Raw genomic sequence first — 22,108 nt, 5'->3', positions numbered from 1 at the left:
TTTATGTAAGGGGTTCGTTCTGGTAAACGGGCAATACAATAATAAATTTGCTGCCGGTGCCTTCTTCGCTTTCGGCGGTAATTAATCCTTTGTGGGTATCTACAATTTTCTTAACTATGGCCAGGCCTATACCGGTACCTTCATATTCTTCCCGCGAATTAAGGCGCTGAAAAATCACAAATATTTTATCCAGGTACTTTTCGTTAAAGCCTATACCGTTGTCCATTATTTCAATGCGGCAATACCTGCCCCCCTCATCAGCCTGGGCCTGAAAACTTTTCTCCTTTACCAACCAGGCTTTTATATCAATAACCGGCGTAGCCGCTTCGCGTGAAAACTTAAGCGCATTGCTAACAATGTTCTGAAACACCTGCCGTATCTGCGAGCGGTTAACCTCTAATGCAGGTAGTGTTGCTACCTGTACCGTGGCATTCTTTTCCGTTATCAGCATTTCCATATCGGCCAGTATATCATTTACCACGCTGTTGATATCGGTAACCTCAAAATGCTCCGGTAACGATACCCTGGAGTAATCCAGAATATCCATGATAAGGCTGCGCATGCGTTCGGAAGAACGGATAATCTTATCCATATCTGCCATGGCATCGGTATTGTTTTTAAGATGCCTGTTCTTGATAAGATCGCTGAAGAAGTGAATTTTACGCAGTGGCTCTTTTAAATCGTGTGAGGCAATGTAGGCAAACTGCTGCAACTCGTGGTTGGTAGCTTCCAGCTCGTAGTTGCTGTTCTGCAGCTGTAAAGTACGTTCGGCCACCCGCTGCTCCAACAGCTGGTTAGCCGTTTTTTGCTCATGTATATCTGTAAACATACCCACCCATTTTACAATTTTGTCGTGTTTGCGAATGGGTGTCATAGTTAAGGTATGAAAACGGTATTCTCCGGCCTCCAGCGGACGTATGCGCACCTCGGCCACGTACGACCCTGCATTACCGATAGCTTCGCGTATACAGTCAGATACGCTCAGCTCGCCCGGGGCTGTTTTAGGCAGTACATTCTTATCTCTGCTGTAGGTGTACCAGTGCTGGTTAATAAATTCAATAGCCCCGCCTGCATTGGCGGTGAAAGCGATCTGCGGAATAGATTGCAGTATACTGTGCAGCTCTTCCACACTTTGCGACAGATCGCTCTCCGCCTGTTTGCGGAATTCAATTTCTTCCCGTAAAGCTTTGTGAATGGCGTTGAGTTCGTTGGTTTGTTGCTGCAACCGGTAAAAGGTTTTTACTTTCAGCAACAGGATATCGGGGTCAAATGGCTTGGCTATATAATCAATACCCCCGGAGGTATATCCGCGGGTGATGAATTTCTTTTCTATATTAACGGCCGACAAAAAAATGATAGGAACGTCTTTGGTACGGCTGTACCCCTTGATGGTTTCAGCAACCTCAAAACCATCCATGCCGGGCATTTGTACGTCCAGAATAATGAGTTCATAGGTATTCTTCAGAATTTTTTTTAACGCATCTTCACCCGATGTAGCCGAATCAACCTCAAAGTGATTTAACTCTAGTATCTTCTGAAGTGAATATATGTTCTCCTGCCTGTCGTCTACAATCAGTATCATAGCAGCCTCTTAGGGGTTGATGTTACAAGAAAGGTGTACCCTGTTTAGGACACACCTTCTGCCCGCTTCTTTTCCTTGCTTTTTTACCTACCCATCATAGTTATAGATTCTACAGTGACCGGTTGCTGGCAAAATTCTCAAAGGAATCAAATGACGGACCTGCTTATAATGTAAAAAACTATGCCATGTTATATAAAAACTGCATACGTAACGTAAAATACCAGAATTGTACAAAATATCCGGTACAAGCATACACCGGAATCCACAAAAAGAACAAAAAAAGAGGGGAATTAATTCCCCTCTTTTCTATTTTTATAAAAGTCCTCGAATAATAAACGTAAGCTCTGGTCAAAAGTAAAGTACTTATAAAACCAGTTCAGGAAAATCTGTAAACGGTTTTTAACGCCCAGAATCAGTACCAGGTGTAAGCCCATCCATACAAACCAGGCGAGTAATCCACCAAAGTGTATTTTAGGTTTAGGCATATCCACTACGGCTTTGTGGCGGCCCACAGTTGCCATGCTTCCTTTGTCTTTATATTCAAACTCAGTAAGAGCTTCCTGTTTGTTGCGTACCTGCTTCAGAATGTTCTCAGCAAGGGTTTTGCCCTGGTTAATAGCCACGTTAGCCAGCTGCGGATGCCCGTTAGGATATTTAGGCGTTTCCATGTAAGAGATGTCGCCAATGGCGTACACATTATAATAGCCCTGTACCTTATTGTAACGGTCTACTTTAATACGGTTGCCACGAACCACCAGTTCAGGGTTTACGCCCTTAGGCACATTGCCTTTAATACCTGCCGCCCAGATAACGGTTCTGGTAGATATTTTTTCGCCGTTGGTAAGGGTTACAAAACGGCCGTCGTAATCTTTAACAATGGTGTTCAGTTGTACGTTCACACCCAGATCGCGCAGATAACGCTCGCTTTGCTCGCGGCTTTTCTCGCTCATGTTTAACAGTGTGTGGTTGGAACCTTCCAGCAGAAAAATCTGCATGTTGTTAAAGTCCAGCTCCGGATAGTCTTTAGGCAGTACCTTGTTTTTCATTTCTGCCAGGGTTCCACTCACTTCCACACCGGTAGGGCCTGCACCTACTACCACTATGTTCATCATCTGCTGAAGATCTTCTTCAGATTTGGCGTTCAACGCCTCTTCAAAGTTGTGGATGAGGTGGTGACGCAGTTGAAGCGCCTCGGAAGTAGACTTCATGGGGTAAGCAAACTTTTCCAGGTTGCTGTTACCAAAAAAGTTGGTTCCCGCACCGGTTGCCAGTACCAGCGTATCATACTCAAAATCACCGATATCGGTTTGTACCGTATTGGAATTAGCGTCGATGTTTTTTACTTCAGCCAGCCTGAAACGTACGTTTTTGCTGTCATGAAATACTTTGCGCAGGGGAAAAGATATGTTACTGGCGTCGAGACCGCCGGTAGCTACCTGATAAAATAAGGGTTGAAACTGGTGATAGTTAAATCTGTCAATCAGCAAAACCTCAACGCCCTCTTTGTTATTCAGGCGGCGTGCCAGCTGCAATCCAGCAAACCCACCACCAATAATTACCATTCTCATACAATACTTCCTGTTTTTTCAGGGCGCAAAGGTAACTGTGTTTCCGGGGATTGACTAACGATTTCGTACTAAATTTGGCCTTCAACCCTTGAATAAGGTGTGTTTTCAGGGGTATTCTGTTATCTTTTGGTTACATTACCTGCCTCGCCTTCAACTCAAAGTATTTATTTAATGTATCGGCCGTTAACTGCTCCGGAGTGGTAAGTAGCGACATAATTCCGTGTTTATGCAGTTCGCGCACCATCTGCTTTTTTTCAAAAGCAAATTTGGCCGCCACCGTTTGCGTGTATATCTCTTCCAATGTGTTGGCCCGCTGCTCTATCAGTTGCGACAATTCTGTGTTATTAAAAAACACCACCAGCAACGGATGGTGTGCCGCCAGCTTTTTTAAATAGGGCAATTGCCGCTCCAGCCCATATGTACTTTCAAAGTTGGTAAACAGCATCAGCAGACTACGTTGTTTTATTTTGTAACGCACCACCGAGTACAGTGCTTCAAAATTGCTGTCCATAAAATCAGTTTCCTGCCGGTACAGCGCCTCGATAATAAGGGAAAGTTGTGTAGCCTTTTTGTCGGGCGGAATAAACTGCCCTATAGTGCTTCCGAAAGTAAGCAGGCCTGCTTTATCCTGTTTATGCAACACCAGATTACCCAGTGCCAGCGAAGCATTAATGGCATAATCCAGCAGCGAAAGCCCTTCAAAAGGCATTTTCATGGTACGTCCTTTATCAATCAGGCAGATTACCTGCTGGCTGCGCTCATCCATAAAATGGTTTACCATAATGGCACTTTTGCGCGCGGTAGCCTGCCAGTTAATGGTACGGTAGTCATCGCCCAGCACATACTCCCTTATTTGCTCAAACTCCAGGCTGTTGCCCAGCTTACGCAGGCGGCGGGTACCTGCCTCCTGCAACTGGCTGGTGTTTACCATCAGTTCAAAGCGGCGCATCTGCAGGTAAGACGGGTAAACCGCTACAGCCTTTTCTTCGCCGCATAGCACCTGCCGGCTAACCATTTTAAGTATGCCGGTAATAAATACGTTGATGTGCCCAAACCGGTAAACGCCACGTTCTACCGGCTTTACTGTATAGGTAATGGTAGAAGTAATGCCCGGCACCACCGTTAGTGCTGTTTTCCAGTTGCGTACCTGTAGCTGATAAGGCAGTTCATCAATAACCGTGATATCTATTTTATACGGCAGCAGATTGGCTATATGAATCTGCACCCTGTTTTCATCACTGTTGCTGAACCGCTCCCCCACCACCCGCTCTGCCTTAACCGGCACTTTGCGGGTGTATATCATTACCAGATCCATTACTACCGCAATACACAGGCATGCCAGCCCTATCAGCGCTACCAACTCCAGCACGGGAAAGAAAAAAGCCAGTATCAGCGCTATAACTATACCGCCACAGCAGGCATAAAATAAACCTGTAAAATAAAAAGAGATGCTATACAGCCACCTGCGCATACTATCGGGGTATTTCTATGGCGTGAACAATTTTATGAATCACTTCATCTTCCGTTACACCTTCCATTTCACGTTCCGGTGTAAGAATTAAACGATGGCGCAATACAGGGCGGGCAACAAATATTACATCATCCGGTGTAATAAAGTCGCGGCCCGCTACCGCTGCCGCCGCTTTTGCCGCATTAAGCAAAGCCAGACTGGCCCTGGGCGATGCACCCAGGTATACCGACTTATCGTTACGTGTGGCCACTATAATGCGTGCTATAAACGTAAGCAGTTTTTCTTCAGCAATTACCTGTCTGGTTACTGCGCGCAGCCGCATAATATCATCGCCGCTGATAACCGGTGTTACCGACTGAATACCCGCTTCTGCATCTGTTTGCTGAAAGCGTTGCAGTATGGCTATTTCCTGTGCTTCGGATGGATAAGGCACTTTAATCTTGAATAAAAACCGATCCAGCTGCGCCTCCGGCAGGCGGTAGGTACCCTCCTGCTCAATCGGGTTTTGTGTGGCCATTACCATAAATGGATGCAGCATTTTGTGTGTGGTACCATCCATGGTTACCTGCCGCTCTTCCATTACCTCAAACAAGGCTGCCTGGGTTTTTGCAGGGGCGCGGTTAATTTCATCAATCAGCACCACATGGCCAAATACCGGCCCTTTTCTAAATTCAAACCTGCCGCTGCCAGGGTTAAAAATGTTGGTACCCAGTACATCACTCGGCATCAGATCGGGCGTAAACTGTACCCGGCTAAAACCAACCTGCATGCTTTTGGCTACCAGCTTTGCAGCCAGTGTTTTGGCTACGCCTGGCACGCCTTCAATCAACACATGTCCATCTGCCAGTATCGCAATAATCAGTAGTTGCACCAGCTCATCCTGCCCCACAATCACTTTTCTTATTTCATCCTGCAGGCGCTGTACGGCACTGCTCAGTTCCGTTAAATCCAGCCGCTGTTCAAATAATGTATCTTCCATAATCAGGTGGTTTTATAATAATCATGTAGCAGCCCGTAAAACGCAGCCAGTTCTGTAGCATCTATTTTACCTGCTTTTGTTTTTAATATGTAATCTGCAATGTCTTGCGCATGCTGCGGCGTAATGCCTGCTTTGGCAGCCAGTTGCTGTGCAAAGGCGGGCTGTATATCCTGTGTATCCAGCTGATACTTCTGCCTTACCTGCTCCAGAAAAAACTGCGTCATTTTTTGCGCCATATTGGTATGATCGCCCTTTTCGTAATACAGCTTGCCTATAACAGAAATAAATTCCAGCGAGTCGTTTACGGGTTTGGGATGCCAGGGAATAAGGCGTTGCCTGCGCTTAACACCCGTAATAAGAAACAGTACTGTTACCACCAGTACTAACCAGAAAGCCCACCTGAAATTATGGTGCTGCAATACTGCTGTAAGCATTCCCTTCTCAACCGCTACTTTGCCGCGTAAAAAATATTCATCCCATATAATGCGCGATGGGTGGCCGGGCATCAGCGCCAGCATCTGTTGCAGGTAGCGGTAATTATTATGGTACAAAGCAAAGAAGTTGGTAAAGGTTACCGGTGCGGTATGCAGCAGTATGGCCCCATTGCCACTGATAACACCCGCCAGGTTTAACTCGCTTCTGCCATTGTAACCCAGTGGCTGCAGATATGCGGTATCTATCAACGTAAAAATATTACTGTAATCTACGCCCGGGTAATCAAAAGTGGTAGCAGAGGACTGTGCACTATTCGCTACACGTACCCCAAATTTATGAGATACGCGTATCATGGGTTGCCCTTCCAGTACAACATCGCCCTTCTGCGCATCCAGATACATCTGTTGCAGGCGAAAGAATTTACGCGCATCGTAATTCATTTCCAGCGCACTGATAACAATGTAATTGCCCTGCGCCGCCAGCACGCTCAGGTAATGCAGCTCATCCTCCGTAGGATTAAAATATTTAGCCACAATCAGCACCAGTTGCCTGGTACTGTCCAGGCTTATCTTCTCCCACTCCGCAGGCGCTTTACGGTTGGATGTAACCGGAATACGGGGATACATCTGCGAAAGCAGCTGATAAGTAGCATAACAACCATAAGGATTTTTATCGTTAATACCCAGCGTTACGCGGCCATCAAACACCGCACTCTTTTTACGGGAGGGCATAAACAGGTAAGCCAGCACAATTACAAGCACTGCAGTAATAGCAATCACCAATAGCTGCTTCTTTTTCATGATTCCAACCCGCTTTGTAAGGTGATAAAATCGCTGCTTATTTTTTCGTACATCTCTTTCGTCAGCTCAAACTTTCCATACCATACATGCTCGTAATGCCGGGTAATAATGGCAAATTGCCGGTAACAATCAGCCGGCCTTAACTGCAGCAGATAGTCGTAATTGGTTAAATCGGGCTGAAAGCGGATAAGCCCCTTTTTGTCCAGTACCGTAAGCGTTTGTAAAAACAACATGCGTACCGCCAGCCGGTAATTATTTTCGGCCAGTGCTTTGGGCAGCAGCTCCTGGTAAGGCAGCCCCCATATATGCTCTCCCATATCCTCTACGGTAATAACAGGTGCGGTTTCTTCTGCTTCGGGGCGGGCAAAAAAGCCCAGTTTGCCAGAGATCATAAAATACAGCACCACCACTACAAACACTACCACCGCTGCTAAAAAAAACCAGCGGCTATAATCAGCTTTTACATTACCCGCAGCGGCATCAAAAGCTTCGCGTGCAGAAGGCAGCGGTTTACCCTGGCTGCGTTGTACTCTTATAAGTGAATCTACATAACGCGTAAAATCCTCCATCTGGCTCATGTACTCAAAGTCATCGTCTTTTTTCCATTTGCTTACCGCCTTATCCAGCGTAGCAGCGGCCAGCCTGCTGCCCTGCCAGAAGGCAGAATCTGCATGCGTAAAATACTGTTCGGAAGAATCGTAGATGTGCCGTTCATAATCCTGCGCATATACACCGCCGCACAGGCAAATACCTGCCAGGCAGGCCACTAACAACATTAACCCTTGCCTCATTTCTTTTTCAGGATTATAGGATACACCACAAAATAGCCGGCGATAATAACAAACGATACGGTAATAATCAGCAGCCTTAACCACAAGGGCATACCCGAATGGCGGGTTACAAAACCCTCAAAAAAAGCAGCCAGCAATAACATGGGCACGTTGGCCATTGCTATAACAATACCATCCCGCGCACCGGCCTTTAATGCCTGCAGGCGGGTTATAGTGCCCGGAAAAAGCCAGCTTTGCGCCAGCACCAGGGCCGATGTAAACGCAACCACAATCATGCTTAGTTCTATAGTGCCATGAATCATAATAGTAAGAATACTGGCTTCCATAAGACTGTTGCTGTAAAAGAAATATTCAAACGCGCCTATCATAATACCGTTATACATAAACATGTACAGCGAAGGCAACCCCAGCAATATGCCGCCCGCAAAAAGGCGCAAGGCTACAGACAGGTTATTAATGAACAGGTAAATAAACGATAGCATTTCATTGCCGTAGGAATACACCCCAAAAGGCGCCCCACCGCGTATGTTATTCTCCGTCATATCCACATAACCATCGCCAAATATCTGCCGTACAAACGTAGGGTCTTGCCAGGCCGAGAAAAAGCCTATGGCCACAAACAATACAAACAGAATAAAACTAATCAGCAACAGGCGGTGGTGTTTGCCAATTACCGTGGGTATATCATATACAAAAAAACGGATGATGCGGTTTTTCTGCTGCCGGTTGTTTTTATAAATATTCAGATAACGTTTGGTGGCCAGCGTATTTAAATACGTGCCTATGCCGCTATCGGGATAAAAGGTTTTGCTGTATCCCAGGTCTTCAACCAGTTGTATAAACTCATTGGCAGTTTCGTCAGGATGGGTTGCCGGCTTCTCCTGCATGCTAAGCCAGCGGTCTTTATTCTTTTTAATGAACTGCGCTTCTCTCAAGTTTAGGTATTTGAATTAGGGAAATTATAATTACTTTACAAACAAAACAAGAGAAGCCCTTCCTGAATGGAAAAAATTACCATCCCTACCGCCTTTAATATTGATCTTGAGTTTGAAGCTGCCGGTTTATTACAACGTATAGCGGCATGGCTGATAGATGCCGCAGTAACAGGCTTATATCTTTATATAGCTTACGAAATACTGGAATACTACGAAGGGGATGAATACTTTGGCAACGATTATCCAATCATATACAACATTCAATCCTGGCAAACCATCATTTTTGCACCTGCCCTGTTGTACCACCTTGCCTGTGAGGTTTGGATGAATGGGCAAACCGTTGGCAAAAAAATATGTGGCATACGGGTGGTGAGTGAAAACGGAGGCCGCCCCTCGCTTTACCAATATCTGGTACGATGGGTATCCAGGTTTACTGACTTTACCTGCACCTTAGCCTTTGGCGCAGCGTACGGCTATATGATAAGCCGAAAGAAGCAACGGCCTGGCGATATAGCTGCCGGAACCCTGGTTATTAAAAGCAGCCTGCAGGGCAGCCTTACCGATGATACTACTTTTACTGAACTGAGCGATGCTTACCAGGCAAAATATGCGCAGGTGCTGCAATTGAGTGATGCGGATATGAATAGCATACGCAGGCTGCTGAAAGCATATCATACCCACCAGCCAGGCTCCTCTGCGCGGGCAGATCGTGCAGCGGACCTGATAAGAGAGGCTTTGCATATTACTGACTGGAAAGCCAGTATACCTTTTCTGGAAGGTATACTGAAAGACTATAACTCCTTATCGCACCTGCAGACTGATGTTTCTACCCGTAACCTGCTTACAGAAATTGAAGAAGAAAGCACGCTGATACCTGCCACACCGGGGCAGCGTTTTCTGAACTTTTTAATAGATCTGGGTGCTTTTTATCTGTTCTACATCGTTTTCTTCTCCTATGTGTCGGTGCTTTTAAGCGGGGTTACAAATGGCTTGACCAACTGGGTAAGAAGTATTCCCCTGATGCCCTGGCTGGTTTACATGATTTTTTATGCCATGTATTATATGCTGCAGGAAGTAGTTACACGGGGGAACAGTTTTGGAAAACTCATTACCCGCACACGGGCACTAAATATAGACGGCAGTCCTATCAGCTATAAAACAGCCATTTACCGGAGTTTAGCACGTGCAGTACCCTTTGCAGTGGTAAGCGGCCTGGGCCCACGCCCCTGGCATGACAAATGGACCAACACCATAGTAGTAAAAAGATAAGGATGGCAGCTACGCAACGCATGTCTGCAATGTTACTGGCCCCTCCTGCGTATAGCAGCCAGGATATAAAAGCGGCGGCAGCTTACGCAATTTCTTCCCCGGCAAAGTTTGCTGCACTAATGGAGTGCTTTTTAAGCAAGGAATACCGGCTGGTACAACGCGCGGCTGGCGCATTAAACCATGCAGCACGCTTAAAACCTGAACTGCTGCCTCCGTGGATACCCGTAATAGCAGAGCAATTACTACAAAAAAATGCACCAGATATGGTTGTACGTAACAGCGTGCGTATTCTGGAAAACTGCGAACTGCCGGAAGAACTACACGGCCCCTTAATGCAAACCTGTTTTGAATGGGTGGCAGCGCCCGGTACCGCCATTGCCATTAAAGCCTTTGCGCTTACTATGCTATACCGCCTTTCCTTAATTTATCCGGATATTCAGCCGGAACTGCTGCTGCTGATTGAGGAACAGTGGGAAACAGCAACGGCTGCATTCCGCAGCCGTGCTAAAAAAATCATACTTCAGTTAAAGCACTGAATTAGTAAAGCATTCTCACTTTAATAGTGCCTTTTACCTCTTTCAGCAGTTCAACTGCCTGGCTGGAAAGCTTATTGTCTACGTCTAATACCACATAACCAATTTCATCATTGGTTTTCAGGTATTGGCCGAGAATGTTGATGTTGTTTTGCGATAACTGGGTGTTGATAGCACTCAACACGCCCGGTACGTTTTTGTGTATATGTAAAATGCGGTGTGCGCCTGCAATAGCCGGAAGGCTTATACCCGGTAAAGTATGCGACCCATTGGTAATGCCTTTTTCAAGATACTGGTATAATTTATTGCTTACATCATCGCCAATATTCTGCTGTGCTTCTTCCGTAGAACCACCGATATGCGGGGTAAGAATTACGTTAGACAAGCCTTGTAAAGGACTTTCAAACTTATCTCCGTTTTTCTCAGGCTCCCAGGGGTACACATCAATAGCCGCTCCGTTAATATCTCCTGCTTTCAATGCTTCTGCCAGTGCTTCCAGATCTACTACTTCTCCCCTGGCATAGTTGATAAGTATGCCGCCCTTTTTAAACGCTTTGATAATATCCGCATCAATCAGGTTTTTAGTAGCTTCTGTTTCCGGCACATGCAACGATACTACATCGGCCCCGCTCACTACCTCTTTTATAGATTTTGCTGCTGTGGCGTTACCCAGCGGCAGTTTGGTTTCCACATCATAAAACAGCACCTTCATACCCAGCATTTCGGCCATTACACTTACCTGTGTACCTATGTTGCCATAGCCAATAATACCCAGGGTTTTACCGCGCAACTCAAAGCTACCTTTGGCATCTTTTAACCAGATACCGTTGTGGGCAGCCGTGTTTTTATCGGGAATGCGGCGTATAAGCATAATAGACAATCCAATTACCAGTTCTGCCACGCTTCTGGTATTGCTGTAAGGTGCATTAAATACCACAACCCCGTGCTGTGTAGCTGCTGCCAGATCCACCTGGTTTACGCCAATACAGAAACAGCCTATGGCCTGTAATTTTGAGGCATGGGCCAGTACATTTTCAGTAACCTTGGTTTTAGAACGGATACCCAGCAGGTGTACATCTTTAATCTCCTTAATCAGTTCTTCCTCGCTGAGTGCGCCTGACACCTTTTTTACATTCACGTAACCATTGTCTTTAAAACGGTTCACCGCCTTATCGCTGATATTCTCTAAAAACAGGATTTTAATTTTCTCCTTGGGGTAGCTGGTTGCCTGGCTCATATGGATTGCTTTTGAGTGAAAATAACTAATGTACGTATGCCCTTAAACACAAATCCCTCCGAAGCTTGTAAACTGCGGAGGGATCGTTTGAAAACATTTTAGCAAAACTATTTTTTCGCGTAACGTTTGTTGAATTTGTCGATACGACCCGCAGTATCTACCAGTACGTTTTTACCGGTATAGAAAGGATGCGAGGTATTCGAAATCTCCAGTTTGATTACGGGGTACTCGTTACCGTCTTCCCATTTAATGGTTTCTTTAGAACCTGCAGTTGAACGGCCCAGGAATGAAGTGCCATTACTCATGTCCTTAAACACTACAAATCTGTAACTTTCCGGATGGATACCTTGTTTCATAAACTTTAAATTTTAGGCCGCACGGTTTTTGCCGTGCTGTTATTTTATAGAAGCGCAAAGGTAATTGAAAGCTTTGAATTTACAAATACTCCCCGGCACCAGCGCACTACTGAAAATCAACTACTTAGCTCTTCATGTTAATAAATTGCAGTGGCATTCCCAGATTTCCACCTTTACAGGCAGCTATCACATCCTGCAAATCATCAATTTTTTTACCGGTTACACGCACAATGTCATCCATAATCTGCGCCTGCACTTTTAACCCGGAATCTTTAATCAGTTTTACAATCTTCTTGGCATCATCCTGCTTCAGACCGTTTTTAACCGATACCTCCTTTTTTACCACCTTACCGCTAGGGTAAGCATCTTTATCAAAATTGAATGCACTGGCATCAATTCCCTGTTTCATGGCACGGCTGATAACCACATCTATCAGCTGTTTCATCTTCATATCACTCTCCACTTCCAGATTCAGGATAAAATCCTTTTTATTCAACTCTATAGATACCGGCGAATCTTTAAAATCGAAACGGCCAGCAATCTCTTTTTTTACAGTATTAATAGCATTGTCCAGTGTCTGGAGGTCTACTTTGCTGCTGATGTCGAAAGACGGCATAGGCTACAGTTTTTTGCAAAGATATACAATTCAGGCTCGGTTTAACTATCCGTTTCAACAGCTTATGTACACAATGGGCTGATCGCCACAGCCCACCTATCTGCATTGGGGTGTAACTGATTCCTCCGCAGGGCCATTAAACTGTGCATATGATTTTGACTGACATTCGGATTTGGTACTGCTAAATGCCTTACTTTTAAGCGGTACAAAAGTGCTTTATGCAAAAAGTATATAACAACCTTAACTCTTACGAACAGGAAATTGAAAAACTGGCCTGGGCCTCTAAAGAATCTATTTTTGAGCTCGTTTTTTTTGCCCGGCGGGTGGCTAACTACTTATTGGATGCCCCTTTTACCGAACCCGACAAAACTGAAACAGTTCAATCGCTGAAAAAGCTGGGCGCCAGCCTCAACAGCGTTACCACCACTACTACCAAAACCAAAGAGCTGAAAGAGCACTTTGAAAAAGGTAAGCAGGAAATGCGCAGCACATTACAGCAGTTTATTGCCAGTCTGGCTGCGCATGTGTAACTAAGCCACAAACAGTTTTTCCAAAACCGGGTCGGTGTAATCTTTTACACAGGCCAGCACATTGGGGTAAGCGGCAAATTCATGAGCCGGGTGCATGGTAGTAATCACTACTGCCTTCATTCCGGCATTCAGCGCCGCTTCTACTCCCTTGGGGGCGTCTTCAAAAACCACACACTCCTCATAAGGCACCTTCAGCAGATCGGCACACTTTAAAAAGGTTTCAGGGTGTGGCTTACTGGTGGTAACATCATCTGCCGATACAATTACATCAAAATACCGGCGTATATCCAGGTTATCTACTGTAAAGTCTACATTAAAAGTAATGGCCGCAGTACCAATAGCCATAGCTATATGGCTTTCCTGCGCTTTACGCAGAAAGCTGCCCAGCCCGTTAATCAGTTGCAGGTGCGGTTTGTACGCCGCCTGATAGCGTTTTTCTTTTTCAAAAGAAAGTTCCTGCACCCGACCGGGCGTAAAATACCCGGCACCAAACAGGCGGTTCAGTACCTCTTCATTTTTGCCATACATCTGCTTATCCACTTCTGCACGGGTAAACGATGCTTTTACATCCTGCGTTAATACTTCGTACCATGCCTGCCCATGATAAAACATATCATCTATCATAGTTCCGTTCAGGTCAAACAAAAAAGCCTTTGGTTGTATCATATCCTTCCGGTTTATAGTAATTCTACGGCAAGCACACGGGGGTGGGAAATAAAAAGGGTGCGCCAAAGATAAGGCACACCCTTTTTCTGAAAAAACAGTGTAACAGAAACTACTTACCGCTTAAAGTAAGCTTGTAGGTAGTTACCGTATGGTATTTCTGCCCCGGCTTAAGAATGGTAGACGGGAATTCTATTTTGTTGGGTGAATCCGGGAAATGTTGTGTTTCCAGGCACAGCGCTGTATGCTTATTAATAGGCGTACCAGCGGATGTTTTAAACGTACCATCCAGGAAATTACCGGAATAGAACTGTAAACCTGGCTCAGTAGTATACACTTCCAGTGTTCTGCCCGAAGTGCTGTCAGATAAAATAGCTGCCAGTTGCAGTTGGGTAGAATCACCTTTTTTGTTCAGCACAAAGTTATGATCATAACCACCAGGTACATCGTTCAGTTGTAAGCCAATCTTCTTTTTGGCAGTAAAATCAAACGGAGTTCCTGCAACAGGTTTTATTTCACCGGTAGGAATCAGCGTGGCATCAACCGGAGTATATCCGGCTGCGTCAATCTGCAATCCGTGGTTTTCAATAGTATTAGCTACATCACCGGTAAGGTTAAAATAGCTGTGGTTGGTAAGGTTAACCGGTGTTGGCTTATCTGTTTCTGCTGAGTAATCAATTTTCAGTTCGTTATCATCGGTAAGTGTATACTGAACAATCACTTTCAGGTTACCAGGATAACCTTCTTCCCCATCTTTACTTACATAGGTAAGAATAAGTGCAGGAGTACTGTCTGATACAACTGTACCGTTCCAAACCACTTTATCAAAACCTTTATTACCGCCATGCAGGTGGTTTTTGCCATCGTTGGTGGCCAGTTTATAGCTGTCAGCACCAATTTTAAATGCGCCATTAGCAATACGGTTGCCGTAACGGCCAATGATAGCACCAAAATAAGGAGGCTTTGCCAGGTAGCCGCTAAGGCTGTCGAAGCCCAGTACAATACTGGAATTTTTACCGTTTTTATCGGGTGATACCCAGGAAGTAACCGTACCGCCGTAAGTAGAAATTTTCACCTCCACTCCTTTCTTATTGGTAAGGGTATACAATTCTACCTGCTTACCATCCGTTTCGCCCCAGGGGGCTTTCGTAATGCCTGCCTGAACTGTTTTTTGTTCATTTTTACCGGCCTCGCCACCGCCACATCCGGCTAACACGCCGGCAAAAACCAGTAACAGGGCTGCGGACCGAATCATTTGCTTCATATAGCTATTATTTGATTAAGGCTTCAAATTAAGTTTTTTTTCGTCTATTTCAACTCCAGTACCACTACTGATAACGGTGGTAACTGCACATTTACAGTGCTGCCAGCCACAGAAGCGCCTTTAAACGCTACAGGCTTAATTTTATCTGGCTTATCAAAAGTATTTACATCCGCATAACTGGCAGATGTAATAATACGGCCCTCTACCTGTGAAAATTTAAAGCCAGCCAGTTGCAGCGCCACATCGTTTTTGGTATTAGGATCGATATTAGCCAGTGTAATATGCACTTTACCGGTACTGTCTTTAGAAGCAGAAATGCTGATGGCTTCTATGTTGTCTTTACCTCTTGTATACTCAGGGCTTTTAAACTGTACAGGCAGCAACATAGCGTCGTGATGCACTTTGTACAAATCAAACACATGATAAGTAGGTGTAAGCAGCATCTTTTCTTTCTCGGTAAGTATCAGCGCCTGTAATACGTTAATGGTTTGTGCCAGACAGGCCATACGCACACGGTCGCTGTGGTTATTGAATATATTCAGCGTATTGGCAGCTATAATAGCATCGCGCATACTGTTTTGCTGATACAGGAAACCGGGGTTGGTACCAGGCTCTACATTCGTCCAGATACCCCATTCGTCCACTACCAGGGCTACTCTTTTCTCCGGATCGTATTTATCCATAATAGCACCATGGCGGTTAATCAGTGTTTCCATCTTCTGGCAGCTTTTCATGGCACCAAAATAACGGTCTTCATCAAAACCGGTAGCGGGGCCTTTATCATACCATCCGCCGGATAAGGTGTAATGATGCAGGGTGATACCCCACATATTTCTGGGGCCTATATTACGCATACAGGTTTCTGTCCAGTTGTAATCATCCACATTAGCACCGCTGGCAATTTTTTTCAGGGGTGCACCAGGGTAATTTTTAGCAAAAGAGGAGTAGCGTCTGTACTGATCTGAGTAGTAAGCAGGCGTCATTTCACCGCCACATCCCCAGCTTTCGTTACCAACACCCCAGAAAGATACTTTCCATGGCGTGCTGCGGCCGTTCTGCTTACGCAGTTCCGTCATAGGGCTCTGACCATCAAAGTTCAGATACTCAATCCATTTACTCATTTCTTCTACGGTACCGCTGCCCACGTTGCCTGCCACATAAGGCTCGCAATTAAGCAGGTTACACAGTTCCAGAAACTCGTGTGTACCAAAGCTGTTATCTTCCGTAACACCTCCCCAGTTGGTATTTACCATTTTAGGGCGTTGCGAACGGGGACCAATGCCATCGCGCCAATGGTATTCATCTGCAAAACAGCCACCGGGCCAGCGCAGGTTGGGAATATTAATTTTTTTCAGCGCATCTACAATATCCAGCCTTATGCGGTCTTTTTTGGGCACTTTCATATCATCGCCCACCCAAAATCCGTCGTAAATACAACGCCCCAGGTGTTCTGAAAAATGTCCGTAAATATGACGGCTGATTTGTTGTTGCGGATTCAGGCCGTTTACCAGCACCTGAACCTGCGCTTCTGTTTCATACACACTGGCACTAAGCGCCAGGAAGGACAGTGATAATGCGGGAATTATCCTGCGACAAGCTCGTTTCATGAAGATATGTTTTTATAGCACCCCAAAATAAATGTATTGGTTACAATTATTACACATACGGCATGCTTTTTTTGAGAACAAACTAAAACACCTCTCTCACCATTAAATTATACGTATGAAAAATCCAAACAGCCGTAAAAAAGGCAATACTTATTTTGAAAACACCGGGAAGGACAAGAAAAAAGAAACAGACAGCCAGCGCCGCACATTTAATAAAAGCGGCTATAGCGAAGATGCCAAAGATGTAGTAAAGGAAAATACAGAAGTGGCTAAAGACAAAAACGTAACCACATCCAGGTAGTTACATGCATAAAAGTGAATAGTAGTAATAAAGGTGCAGTAACCCTGCACCTAATTTTTTGACGGAACAGTAGCGTTGGTAATTGCTTCGCACGCATCGGAACAAATGCGGCAGGCAGCAGCACATTCAGCGCAATGCTGCATTCCGTGGGCAGCGTGTTTTTCACACTCTTCTGCGCATACCCTACACAGGTTGCTGCAAAATTTAGCCATAGTGGTAGAAAATTCACCAGGATAGTTTAATAGCCGGGCGGTAGCCACACAAACTTCAGCACATTGCACGTCCAGGCTTATACACAGGCGTAATGGTTCTACATCACGTTCATGCAGGCAGGCAGCTGCACAGGCGTTACAGGCAGCTGCACATTTCATACACAGTTCTATACATTCAGCGGGCGTCATGATAAGTAAATTTGTAATCAGGCGGCAACAGGTTCAGGTTTAAATAAAAACGACACATTGTCGCGCATCCATTGGTTTACAGAAGTCCACCATCCCATATGATTTCTGGGCGCTTCTGATACAAAATCACTCATCTGGTGACTTAATACATTCACCTTAATTACAGCAATATTACCAGGCAGGTAAGCCAACTGCGCTACCCCCTCAATTGTAACGTGATGAGGAACGCCTTTTTTATAGTAATGTAGTTTTACCGGAAACTTTTCGTCTACGCTGGTCCAGCATTTTTTTACCATTAACCACAGCGTACCACCTTCCTCATAACGGATAGTTTCAGCAATACTGGTAGGCATTTCAATTTCCTCACTTAATGTGCTGTACATCAGGGCCGTCCTTATCTTTTCGACCCGCTCTTTCAGATGCATTTCAACATTTTCTTCCATAGGTTCATCCTTTTATTGCCATACATAATTCAAAGGGCGTACCATTCTTATTCTGCCCATTTTATCAGCATCCTGGTTGTAATAAAGCATCGCCTGTAACCCGCTAATTGCGGAATTGCCTCCACAAAAACCCCTTAAAAGCAGGTACATCAGGGAAGAAGCAGGCAATTATATACGGGGAATGGTTTTTTGCAGCCTTTTGTAGGATCAAATGAATACACTATGAAAAAAAACAATCTTTTTTGGGGTATGCTGCTGATGGCAGGCATTAGTTTACATACAGCCTGTAACAACACTCCCAATAGCGAAACCAAAGACAGTAAAGAGGTAGCGGAAGATCAAAACGATCAGAAATTTGCTTCCGACTCTACCAACAATGCAAAAAAGAATGCAGATTGGCTGGTAGATGTAACGGCAGCAAATTATCATGAACTGGCACTTGCTTCTGTTGCCAAAGAAAAAAGTACCAATAAAAATATCCGTACGTTGGCAGATTCACTTATCAGCGATCATAAACAAGTGATAGAAGATATAAAAGGACTTGCGGCTAAAAAATCGGTTACACTTCCCGTAGCTGAAACAGAAGATGCCAGCAAGGATACAGAAAAATTCAAAACCAAAAACAATACAGACTTTAATAAAGACTGGGTAGATGAAATGGTAAGCCTGCACGAAAAAAGCATTTCAAAATTTGAAGATGCTGTTAACAATAACGATACAGATGGCGAATTAAAAACCTGGGCGGGTGCTACGCTGCCTAAATTAAGGCACCATCTGGATAGCTTAAAAGCACTGCAGGAAAGTCTCAAAAAATAATGTTGTTAGAGTGGACATATTCAAACGGGCGTGCCTGCTTCTGCAGGTGGCCCTTTTTGTTTTAATAATAAATAATATATTATGAGAAGTATCTGGAAAGGCGCCATTGGCTTTGGCCTTGTAAACATTCCGGTTAATTTATACAGCGCTACCGAAAACAGTTCGCTGAATCTGGATATGCTGGATAAAAAAGATCATTCACGCATTCACTTTAAAAGGGTAAACGATGCAGGCAAAGAAGTATCCTGGGCGAATATTGTGAAAGGGTATGATTTAAACGGAAGTTATGTAATACTGGATGATAAAGACTTTGAAAAAGCCAGCCCGGAAAAAACACAGATGATACAGATTAATGAATTTGCCAAACTGTCCGACATTAACCCCATGTTGTTTGAAACCCCTTACTACCTGGAACCACGTACAGAAGGCAAAAAAGCTTATGTATTGCTGCGGGATGCCATTACAAAATCCGGCAAGCTGGGCATAGGTTCTTTTGTATTACGCAATAAAGAACATTTATGTGCGCTTACTACCCATAATGAGGTAATGTTGTTATACATTCTTCGCTTTCCACAGGAAATAAGAGACGTTTCTGAAATTAAAATTCCCGCCGCTAAAAACAGCGCTGCAGAGTTAAAAATGGCTATGGCATTAATAGACAACCTTACGCCCGTCAAATTTAAAGTAGATAAGTATAAAGACACTTATACCGAAGCGCTTCTGAAAATTATTCAACAGAAGAAAAAAGGCGTTAAACGGCCTGCCGCAAAAATGAAGGTGGTACACAACCGCACCACCAATGATCTGGTAAGTCAGCTGAAAGCCAGCCTGGGTGGAAAGTCTAAAACAACATCACATAAGAAAGCATCCTGATACTGATTTAGTTCAGGATGGCTTCCGCCGGCCAGGGAAACAGAATACTGAAAGTGGTTCCTTTGCCTACCTCCGATTTTACTTCAATGGTTGCATTGTGCGATTGAAGAATGTTCAGTGTTGCTACCATGCCCAGTCCCATACCATTCCGTTTGGTAGTGTAATAAGGCTCGAATAAGCGTCCCAGGCTCTCCGCCGGAATGCCCATGCCATTGTCCTGAATTTTAAGCACTATGCCATCCTTGCTTTTTTCAGAAGACAACCATATCATTCCATCCGTATGTTCTATTGCTTCAATAGCATTGGTAAGCAAATTAAGAAAAGCAGAATTCATCTTCTCCAGATCAATCATAACATGTAAATCTTCCTGTGGCAGATTTACTTTTACCTGTATCTTCTTTAAATCTAACCGGTCTTTCACCTTTGCCAGCGACAGATAGAAGATATCATGTACCGGCCATTTCTGAATGTTCATCTCCGTATGCCGCAGTGAATGCAGCAGCTCGGTAATCAATGAATTAATATATCCGGAGTTACGCTTTACTATTTCAACATACGTATACAAACTGTCATCAGTCAGATATTCTTCCATCTGATCAATAGACATATTAATGTTGTTAAGCGGGTTACGCACCTCATGTGCCAGCGTTCTTACCAGGCGCCCTACAGCCGCCAGCTTCTCTGCCTGAAACAAGTGTCGCTCGCTCTTTTTCAGCTCGGTAATATCGTGCAGAAAGCACTGAAAAAAGCTTTCTCCACTTTCATTGGTAGAGCAGGAAATAGATAGCAGTGCTATGCGGATATCCTCTCCGGAATACAGTAATTCCGTTTCCAGATCTTTAATTTCCCCGCAATTGTCAATAATCGTATCCAGAATAGCTTTTTGCTGTTCAGAAGTTACCAGGTCGGTAATACGCAACGGATTATTTTCATTTATCCCCACCCCCAGTAACTCTTCAAATACAGAGTTTACCTGTAGAATTTTGCCGGTATGGTCAGCAATAAAAATAGCATCCTTTGAATTTTCAAAAACGTTGCGGTACTTGGTTTCGCTTAAACGGAGGGCTGCTATTACACGGCTGCGTTCAATAGCATAGCGTATACTGCGGTCCAGCTTCTCCTCTGTCATCTCCCCCTTTACCAGGTAGTCGGTAGCACCTGCCTTCAATGCCAATGCATCAATTTTAGCATTGCCTGCCCCGGTAAGGAAAATAAAAGGAGTATCGGAATGAAACCTTGCCGCATCAGCCATCAGATCCAGGCCCGTTTTCCTGCCCAGCCTGAAATCCACAATAATCACATCGAATTTTCCGGAACGGATCAGTTCCAGTGCATGATTATAGGTATAAGACCAGGTGGTGGTTACCGGATACGAAATGGTTTCCAGCATATCCTTTAAAATCAAATAATCGTCTTCGTCGTCATCTACAATCAATATTCTTACCGGCTGTTGTACCATGTATTATCTGGTTTCAGGAATGAGAATTATAAAGGAAGCACCTTTTCCAGATTCTCCCTGTGCATATATCACTCCGTTATGTACTTCTAAAATTCTTTTACAGATAGATAGTCCTATGCCCGATCCTTTGTATTCAGCTTTACCATGCAAACGCTGAAATATCTGGAATATACGTATGGCATCTTCCTGCTCAAAGCCAATACCATTGTCTTTTACAATCAGTTTCCAAACAGGCCGGCTGCCCAGCAGTGGCCATTGTAACAGTTCTTCTGCAGATGGCTTTTCCGCACTTATTTCTATCAGCGGATGCTGCTGGTTGTTGCTGAACTTTACTGCGTTGGAAATAAGATTATTAAACAACTGTTCCATCTGAGATGGAATGGCCTCAATTTCAGGCAAATCTCCTACTTTAATAATGGCTCCTGCTTCTTCCACCTGCAGCTCCAGGTTATTGATAACCTTGTCAACCGCCTGTTGCAGAGATACCTTTACAAAATCGTGGTTCATGCCGCTGATGCGCGAGTATTCCAGCAAATTGTCAATCAGATCGCGCATTACCTGTGCTGCCGCCATCATACGGCCCAGATAAAAATTACCATCTTTATCCAGCACATCGCTGTACTTCATCTGCAGGCGCTCACCAAACGTATTAAACTTACGCAGTGGCTCCTGCAAATCGTGCGAGGCTATATAAGCAAACTCTTCCAGCTCTTTGTTAGAACGGTTCAGTTCCTGAATTTTAGCCTCCAGACCACGCTGATATGTACGCAAGTCAGTAATATCACGGGTAGTACCTACTACCTTCACCAGGTTCCCCTCTTCATCCCGTATAAGGGAGGCGTTGGATTCCAGGGTTTTGATATTACCCGATTTGTCTTTAATGCGGAAGTCCCAGGAATAATGGCCCGGAAAATCATTCCAGGAGGCTCTTATCTGCCTGGCACGCTCCACATCTTCCGGAAACATATGCCGGAAATACAGTTCAAGCGTAACAGGAAACTCTTCTTTTTCGGTGGCAGGGTCGTAGCCAAATAACAGATACATCCCGTCTGACCAATGAAAAGTATCAGTATGCAGATGGTTTTCCCAGGTACCATACTTTAAAAAGGCCTCATTTTCCTGTAAACCATTGCCAGAAAAGGAAACAATGGGGTCAGAATGTATACTTGCAGCAGGCAT

General features: G+C 44.6%; 23 protein-coding genes. 6 read left to right on the top strand and 17 right to left on the bottom strand.

Going from position 1 to position 22,108, the window contains the following annotated elements; genetic code table 11:
- Nucleotide 1 precedes the first annotated feature (1 nt).
- The 7 genes from IEY13_RS13600 to IEY13_RS13570 all read right to left on the bottom strand — a co-directional run bounded on the left by IEY13_RS13600 (nucleotide 2) and on the right by IEY13_RS13570 (nucleotide 8,561).
- Nucleotides 2–1,582 (bottom strand): response regulator, encoded by a 1,581-nt coding sequence (locus tag IEY13_RS13600; RefSeq protein WP_188952978.1) that lies wholly within the window; start codon nucleotides 1,580–1,582, stop codon nucleotides 2–4.
- A gap of 290 nt (nucleotides 1,583–1,872) precedes the next feature.
- Nucleotides 1,873–3,150, bottom strand: a complete 1,278-nt coding sequence (locus IEY13_RS13595) for an NAD(P)/FAD-dependent oxidoreductase (RefSeq protein WP_188952976.1) — start codon at nucleotides 3,148–3,150, stop codon at nucleotides 1,873–1,875.
- Nucleotides 3,151–3,280: 130 nt separating this feature from the next.
- Nucleotides 3,281–4,621: a DUF58 domain-containing protein gene (locus tag IEY13_RS13590; protein WP_188952974.1), complete on the bottom strand. Its 1,341-nt coding sequence runs from the start codon at nucleotides 4,619–4,621 to the stop codon at nucleotides 3,281–3,283.
- A 1-nt stretch (nucleotide 4,622) separates the two neighbouring features.
- Nucleotides 4,623–5,600, bottom strand: a complete 978-nt coding sequence (locus IEY13_RS13585; RefSeq protein WP_188952972.1) for an AAA family ATPase — start codon at nucleotides 5,598–5,600, stop codon at nucleotides 4,623–4,625.
- A 2-nt stretch (nucleotides 5,601–5,602) separates the two neighbouring features.
- Complete coding sequence (locus IEY13_RS13580) at nucleotides 5,603–6,835, bottom strand: DUF4350 domain-containing protein (RefSeq protein WP_188952970.1); 1,233 nt, start codon at nucleotides 6,833–6,835, stop codon at nucleotides 5,603–5,605.
- The gene (locus IEY13_RS13575; RefSeq protein WP_188952968.1) at nucleotides 6,832–7,626 is read right to left on the bottom strand and encodes a DUF4129 domain-containing protein; all 795 of its coding nucleotides are present in this window, start codon (nucleotides 7,624–7,626) and stop codon (nucleotides 6,832–6,834) included. The genes IEY13_RS13580 and IEY13_RS13575 overlap by 4 nt, the downstream gene beginning before the upstream one ends.
- Nucleotides 7,623–8,561, bottom strand: a complete 939-nt coding sequence (locus tag IEY13_RS13570; RefSeq protein ID WP_188952966.1) for a stage II sporulation protein M — start codon at nucleotides 8,559–8,561, stop codon at nucleotides 7,623–7,625. The genes IEY13_RS13575 and IEY13_RS13570 overlap by 4 nt, the downstream gene beginning before the upstream one ends.
- Before the next feature lie 66 nt (nucleotides 8,562–8,627).
- Here IEY13_RS13570 and IEY13_RS13565 point away from each other — a divergent pair, with 66 nt between their 5' ends.
- Nucleotides 8,628–9,830 (top strand): RDD family protein, encoded by a 1,203-nt coding sequence (locus IEY13_RS13565; protein WP_188952964.1) that lies wholly within the window; start codon nucleotides 8,628–8,630, stop codon nucleotides 9,828–9,830.
- Nucleotides 9,831–9,832: 2 nt separating this feature from the next.
- The gene (locus IEY13_RS13560) at nucleotides 9,833–10,366 is read left to right on the top strand and encodes a HEAT-like fold family protein (protein ID WP_188952962.1); all 534 of its coding nucleotides are present in this window, start codon (nucleotides 9,833–9,835) and stop codon (nucleotides 10,364–10,366) included.
- Between the two features lies 1 nt (nucleotide 10,367).
- Here the strand turns inward: IEY13_RS13560 and serA are convergent, their stop codons facing one another.
- The 3 genes from serA to IEY13_RS13545 form a co-directional block, all read right to left on the bottom strand.
- Nucleotides 10,368–11,600 carry a phosphoglycerate dehydrogenase gene (gene serA / locus IEY13_RS13555; RefSeq protein WP_188952960.1) on the bottom strand — a complete coding sequence of 411 codons (1,233 nt, stop codon included), beginning with the start codon at nucleotides 11,598–11,600 and terminating at the stop codon, nucleotides 10,368–10,370.
- Between the two features lie 107 nt (nucleotides 11,601–11,707).
- The gene (locus IEY13_RS13550; RefSeq protein WP_188952958.1) at nucleotides 11,708–11,956 is read right to left on the bottom strand and encodes a type B 50S ribosomal protein L31; all 249 of its coding nucleotides are present in this window, start codon (nucleotides 11,954–11,956) and stop codon (nucleotides 11,708–11,710) included.
- A gap of 124 nt (nucleotides 11,957–12,080) precedes the next feature.
- The gene (locus IEY13_RS13545) at nucleotides 12,081–12,572 is read right to left on the bottom strand and encodes a YajQ family cyclic di-GMP-binding protein (protein WP_188952956.1); all 492 of its coding nucleotides are present in this window, start codon (nucleotides 12,570–12,572) and stop codon (nucleotides 12,081–12,083) included.
- 218 nt (nucleotides 12,573–12,790) lie between these two features.
- On the opposite strand from IEY13_RS13545, the gene IEY13_RS13540 reads away from it, so the two are divergent.
- Nucleotides 12,791–13,102 (top strand): hypothetical protein, encoded by a 312-nt coding sequence (locus IEY13_RS13540; RefSeq protein ID WP_188952954.1) that lies wholly within the window; start codon nucleotides 12,791–12,793, stop codon nucleotides 13,100–13,102.
- On the opposite strand, the gene IEY13_RS13535 is transcribed toward IEY13_RS13540, so the two are convergent.
- From IEY13_RS13535 to IEY13_RS13525, 3 genes are all read right to left on the bottom strand, one after another.
- Nucleotides 13,103–13,768, bottom strand: coding sequence for an HAD family hydrolase (locus IEY13_RS13535; RefSeq protein WP_188952952.1), 666 nt, complete (start codon nucleotides 13,766–13,768; stop codon nucleotides 13,103–13,105). It lies immediately after the preceding gene.
- Nucleotides 13,769–13,877: 109 nt separating this feature from the next.
- A complete protein-coding gene (locus IEY13_RS13530) occupies nucleotides 13,878–15,029 on the bottom strand; it encodes an aldose epimerase family protein (protein ID WP_188952950.1) in 1,152 nt (383 codons plus the stop codon).
- A gap of 44 nt (nucleotides 15,030–15,073) precedes the next feature.
- A complete protein-coding gene (locus IEY13_RS13525) occupies nucleotides 15,074–16,636 on the bottom strand; it encodes an alpha-N-arabinofuranosidase (RefSeq protein WP_188952948.1) in 1,563 nt (520 codons plus the stop codon).
- A gap of 115 nt (nucleotides 16,637–16,751) precedes the next feature.
- Here IEY13_RS13525 and IEY13_RS13520 point away from each other — a divergent pair, with 115 nt between their 5' ends.
- Nucleotides 16,752–16,937, top strand: a complete 186-nt coding sequence (locus IEY13_RS13520) for a hypothetical protein (RefSeq protein ID WP_188952946.1) — start codon at nucleotides 16,752–16,754, stop codon at nucleotides 16,935–16,937.
- 50 nt (nucleotides 16,938–16,987) lie between these two features.
- Here IEY13_RS13520 and IEY13_RS13515 read toward each other — a convergent pair whose 3' ends face one another.
- Nucleotides 16,988–17,338 carry a four-helix bundle copper-binding protein gene (locus tag IEY13_RS13515; protein WP_505661239.1) on the bottom strand — a complete coding sequence of 117 codons (351 nt, stop codon included), beginning with the start codon at nucleotides 17,336–17,338 and terminating at the stop codon, nucleotides 16,988–16,990.
- Nucleotides 17,339–17,355: 17 nt separating this feature from the next.
- The gene (locus tag IEY13_RS13510) at nucleotides 17,356–17,781 is read right to left on the bottom strand and encodes a hypothetical protein (RefSeq protein ID WP_188952942.1); all 426 of its coding nucleotides are present in this window, start codon (nucleotides 17,779–17,781) and stop codon (nucleotides 17,356–17,358) included.
- 222 nt (nucleotides 17,782–18,003) lie between these two features.
- Between IEY13_RS13510 and IEY13_RS13505 the strand changes: the two genes are divergently transcribed.
- Both IEY13_RS13505 and ku read left to right on the top strand, forming a co-directional pair.
- Nucleotides 18,004–18,597, top strand: coding sequence for a DUF4142 domain-containing protein (locus IEY13_RS13505; protein ID WP_188952940.1), 594 nt, complete (start codon nucleotides 18,004–18,006; stop codon nucleotides 18,595–18,597).
- 81 nt (nucleotides 18,598–18,678) lie between these two features.
- Complete coding sequence (gene ku / locus IEY13_RS13500) at nucleotides 18,679–19,470, top strand: non-homologous end joining protein Ku (protein ID WP_188952938.1); 792 nt, start codon at nucleotides 18,679–18,681, stop codon at nucleotides 19,468–19,470.
- Nucleotides 19,471–19,477: 7 nt separating this feature from the next.
- Here ku and IEY13_RS13495 read toward each other — a convergent pair whose 3' ends face one another.
- Together IEY13_RS13495 and IEY13_RS13490 are read right to left on the bottom strand one after the other, a co-directional pair.
- Nucleotides 19,478–20,929, bottom strand: a complete 1,452-nt coding sequence (locus tag IEY13_RS13495; protein WP_188952936.1) for a hybrid sensor histidine kinase/response regulator — start codon at nucleotides 20,927–20,929, stop codon at nucleotides 19,478–19,480.
- Nucleotides 20,930–20,932: 3 nt separating this feature from the next.
- Nucleotides 20,933–22,108, bottom strand: coding sequence for a sensor histidine kinase (locus tag IEY13_RS13490; protein WP_188952934.1), 1,176 nt, complete (start codon nucleotides 22,106–22,108; stop codon nucleotides 20,933–20,935).

Source organism: Filimonas zeae, assembly GCF_014641615.1.
In the GTDB taxonomy this organism is placed as follows: Bacteria; Bacteroidota; Bacteroidia; order Chitinophagales; family Chitinophagaceae; genus Filimonas; species Filimonas zeae.
The sequence above is the reverse complement of the archived record's forward strand: the minus strand, read 5'-3'. Positions and strand labels throughout refer to the sequence as shown.

What these genes read in the sequence shown, in the direction of transcription:
- IEY13_RS13545 (WP_188952956.1), bottom strand. Translation starts at nt 12,572, where the DNA reads ATGCCGTCTTTCGACATCAGCAGCAAAGTAGACCTCCAGACACTGGAC.
- IEY13_RS13540 (WP_188952954.1), top strand. Translation starts at nt 12,791, where the DNA reads ATGCAAAAAGTATATAACAACCTTAACTCTTACGAACAGGAAATTGAA.
- IEY13_RS13535 (WP_188952952.1), bottom strand. Translation starts at nt 13,768, where the DNA reads ATGATACAACCAAAGGCTTTTTTGTTTGACCTGAACGGAACTATGATA.
- IEY13_RS13565 (WP_188952964.1), top strand. Translation starts at nt 8,628, where the DNA reads ATGGAAAAAATTACCATCCCTACCGCCTTTAATATTGATCTTGAGTTT.
- IEY13_RS13595 (WP_188952976.1), bottom strand. Translation starts at nt 3,150, where the DNA reads ATGAGAATGGTAATTATTGGTGGTGGGTTTGCTGGATTGCAGCTGGCA.
- IEY13_RS13510 (WP_188952942.1), bottom strand. Translation starts at nt 17,781, where the DNA reads ATGGAAGAAAATGTTGAAATGCATCTGAAAGAGCGGGTCGAAAAGATA.
- IEY13_RS13490 (WP_188952934.1), bottom strand. Translation starts at nt 22,108, where the DNA reads ATGCCTGCTGCAAGTATACATTCTGACCCCATTGTTTCCTTTTCTGGC.
- IEY13_RS13520 (WP_188952946.1), top strand. Translation starts at nt 16,752, where the DNA reads ATGAAAAATCCAAACAGCCGTAAAAAAGGCAATACTTATTTTGAAAAC.
- IEY13_RS13575 (WP_188952968.1), bottom strand. Translation starts at nt 7,626, where the DNA reads ATGAGGCAAGGGTTAATGTTGTTAGTGGCCTGCCTGGCAGGTATTTGC.
- IEY13_RS13530 (WP_188952950.1), bottom strand. Translation starts at nt 15,029, where the DNA reads ATGAAGCAAATGATTCGGTCCGCAGCCCTGTTACTGGTTTTTGCCGGC.
- IEY13_RS13585 (WP_188952972.1), bottom strand. Translation starts at nt 5,600, where the DNA reads ATGGAAGATACATTATTTGAACAGCGGCTGGATTTAACGGAACTGAGC.
- IEY13_RS13495 (WP_188952936.1), bottom strand. Translation starts at nt 20,929, where the DNA reads ATGGTACAACAGCCGGTAAGAATATTGATTGTAGATGACGACGAAGAC.
- serA (WP_188952960.1), bottom strand. Translation starts at nt 11,600, where the DNA reads ATGAGCCAGGCAACCAGCTACCCCAAGGAGAAAATTAAAATCCTGTTT.
- IEY13_RS13550 (WP_188952958.1), bottom strand. Translation starts at nt 11,956, where the DNA reads ATGAAACAAGGTATCCATCCGGAAAGTTACAGATTTGTAGTGTTTAAG.
- IEY13_RS13600 (WP_188952978.1), bottom strand. Translation starts at nt 1,582, where the DNA reads ATGATACTGATTGTAGACGACAGGCAGGAGAACATATATTCACTTCAG.
- IEY13_RS13525 (WP_188952948.1), bottom strand. Translation starts at nt 16,636, where the DNA reads ATGAAACGAGCTTGTCGCAGGATAATTCCCGCATTATCACTGTCCTTC.
- IEY13_RS13505 (WP_188952940.1), top strand. Translation starts at nt 18,004, where the DNA reads ATGAAAAAAAACAATCTTTTTTGGGGTATGCTGCTGATGGCAGGCATT.
- IEY13_RS13515 (WP_505661239.1), bottom strand. Translation starts at nt 17,338, where the DNA reads ATGACGCCCGCTGAATGTATAGAACTGTGTATGAAATGTGCAGCTGCC.
- ku (WP_188952938.1), top strand. Translation starts at nt 18,679, where the DNA reads ATGAGAAGTATCTGGAAAGGCGCCATTGGCTTTGGCCTTGTAAACATT.
- IEY13_RS13590 (WP_188952974.1), bottom strand. Translation starts at nt 4,621, where the DNA reads ATGCGCAGGTGGCTGTATAGCATCTCTTTTTATTTTACAGGTTTATTT.
- IEY13_RS13560 (WP_188952962.1), top strand. Translation starts at nt 9,833, where the DNA reads ATGGCAGCTACGCAACGCATGTCTGCAATGTTACTGGCCCCTCCTGCG.
- IEY13_RS13580 (WP_188952970.1), bottom strand. Translation starts at nt 6,835, where the DNA reads ATGAAAAAGAAGCAGCTATTGGTGATTGCTATTACTGCAGTGCTTGTA.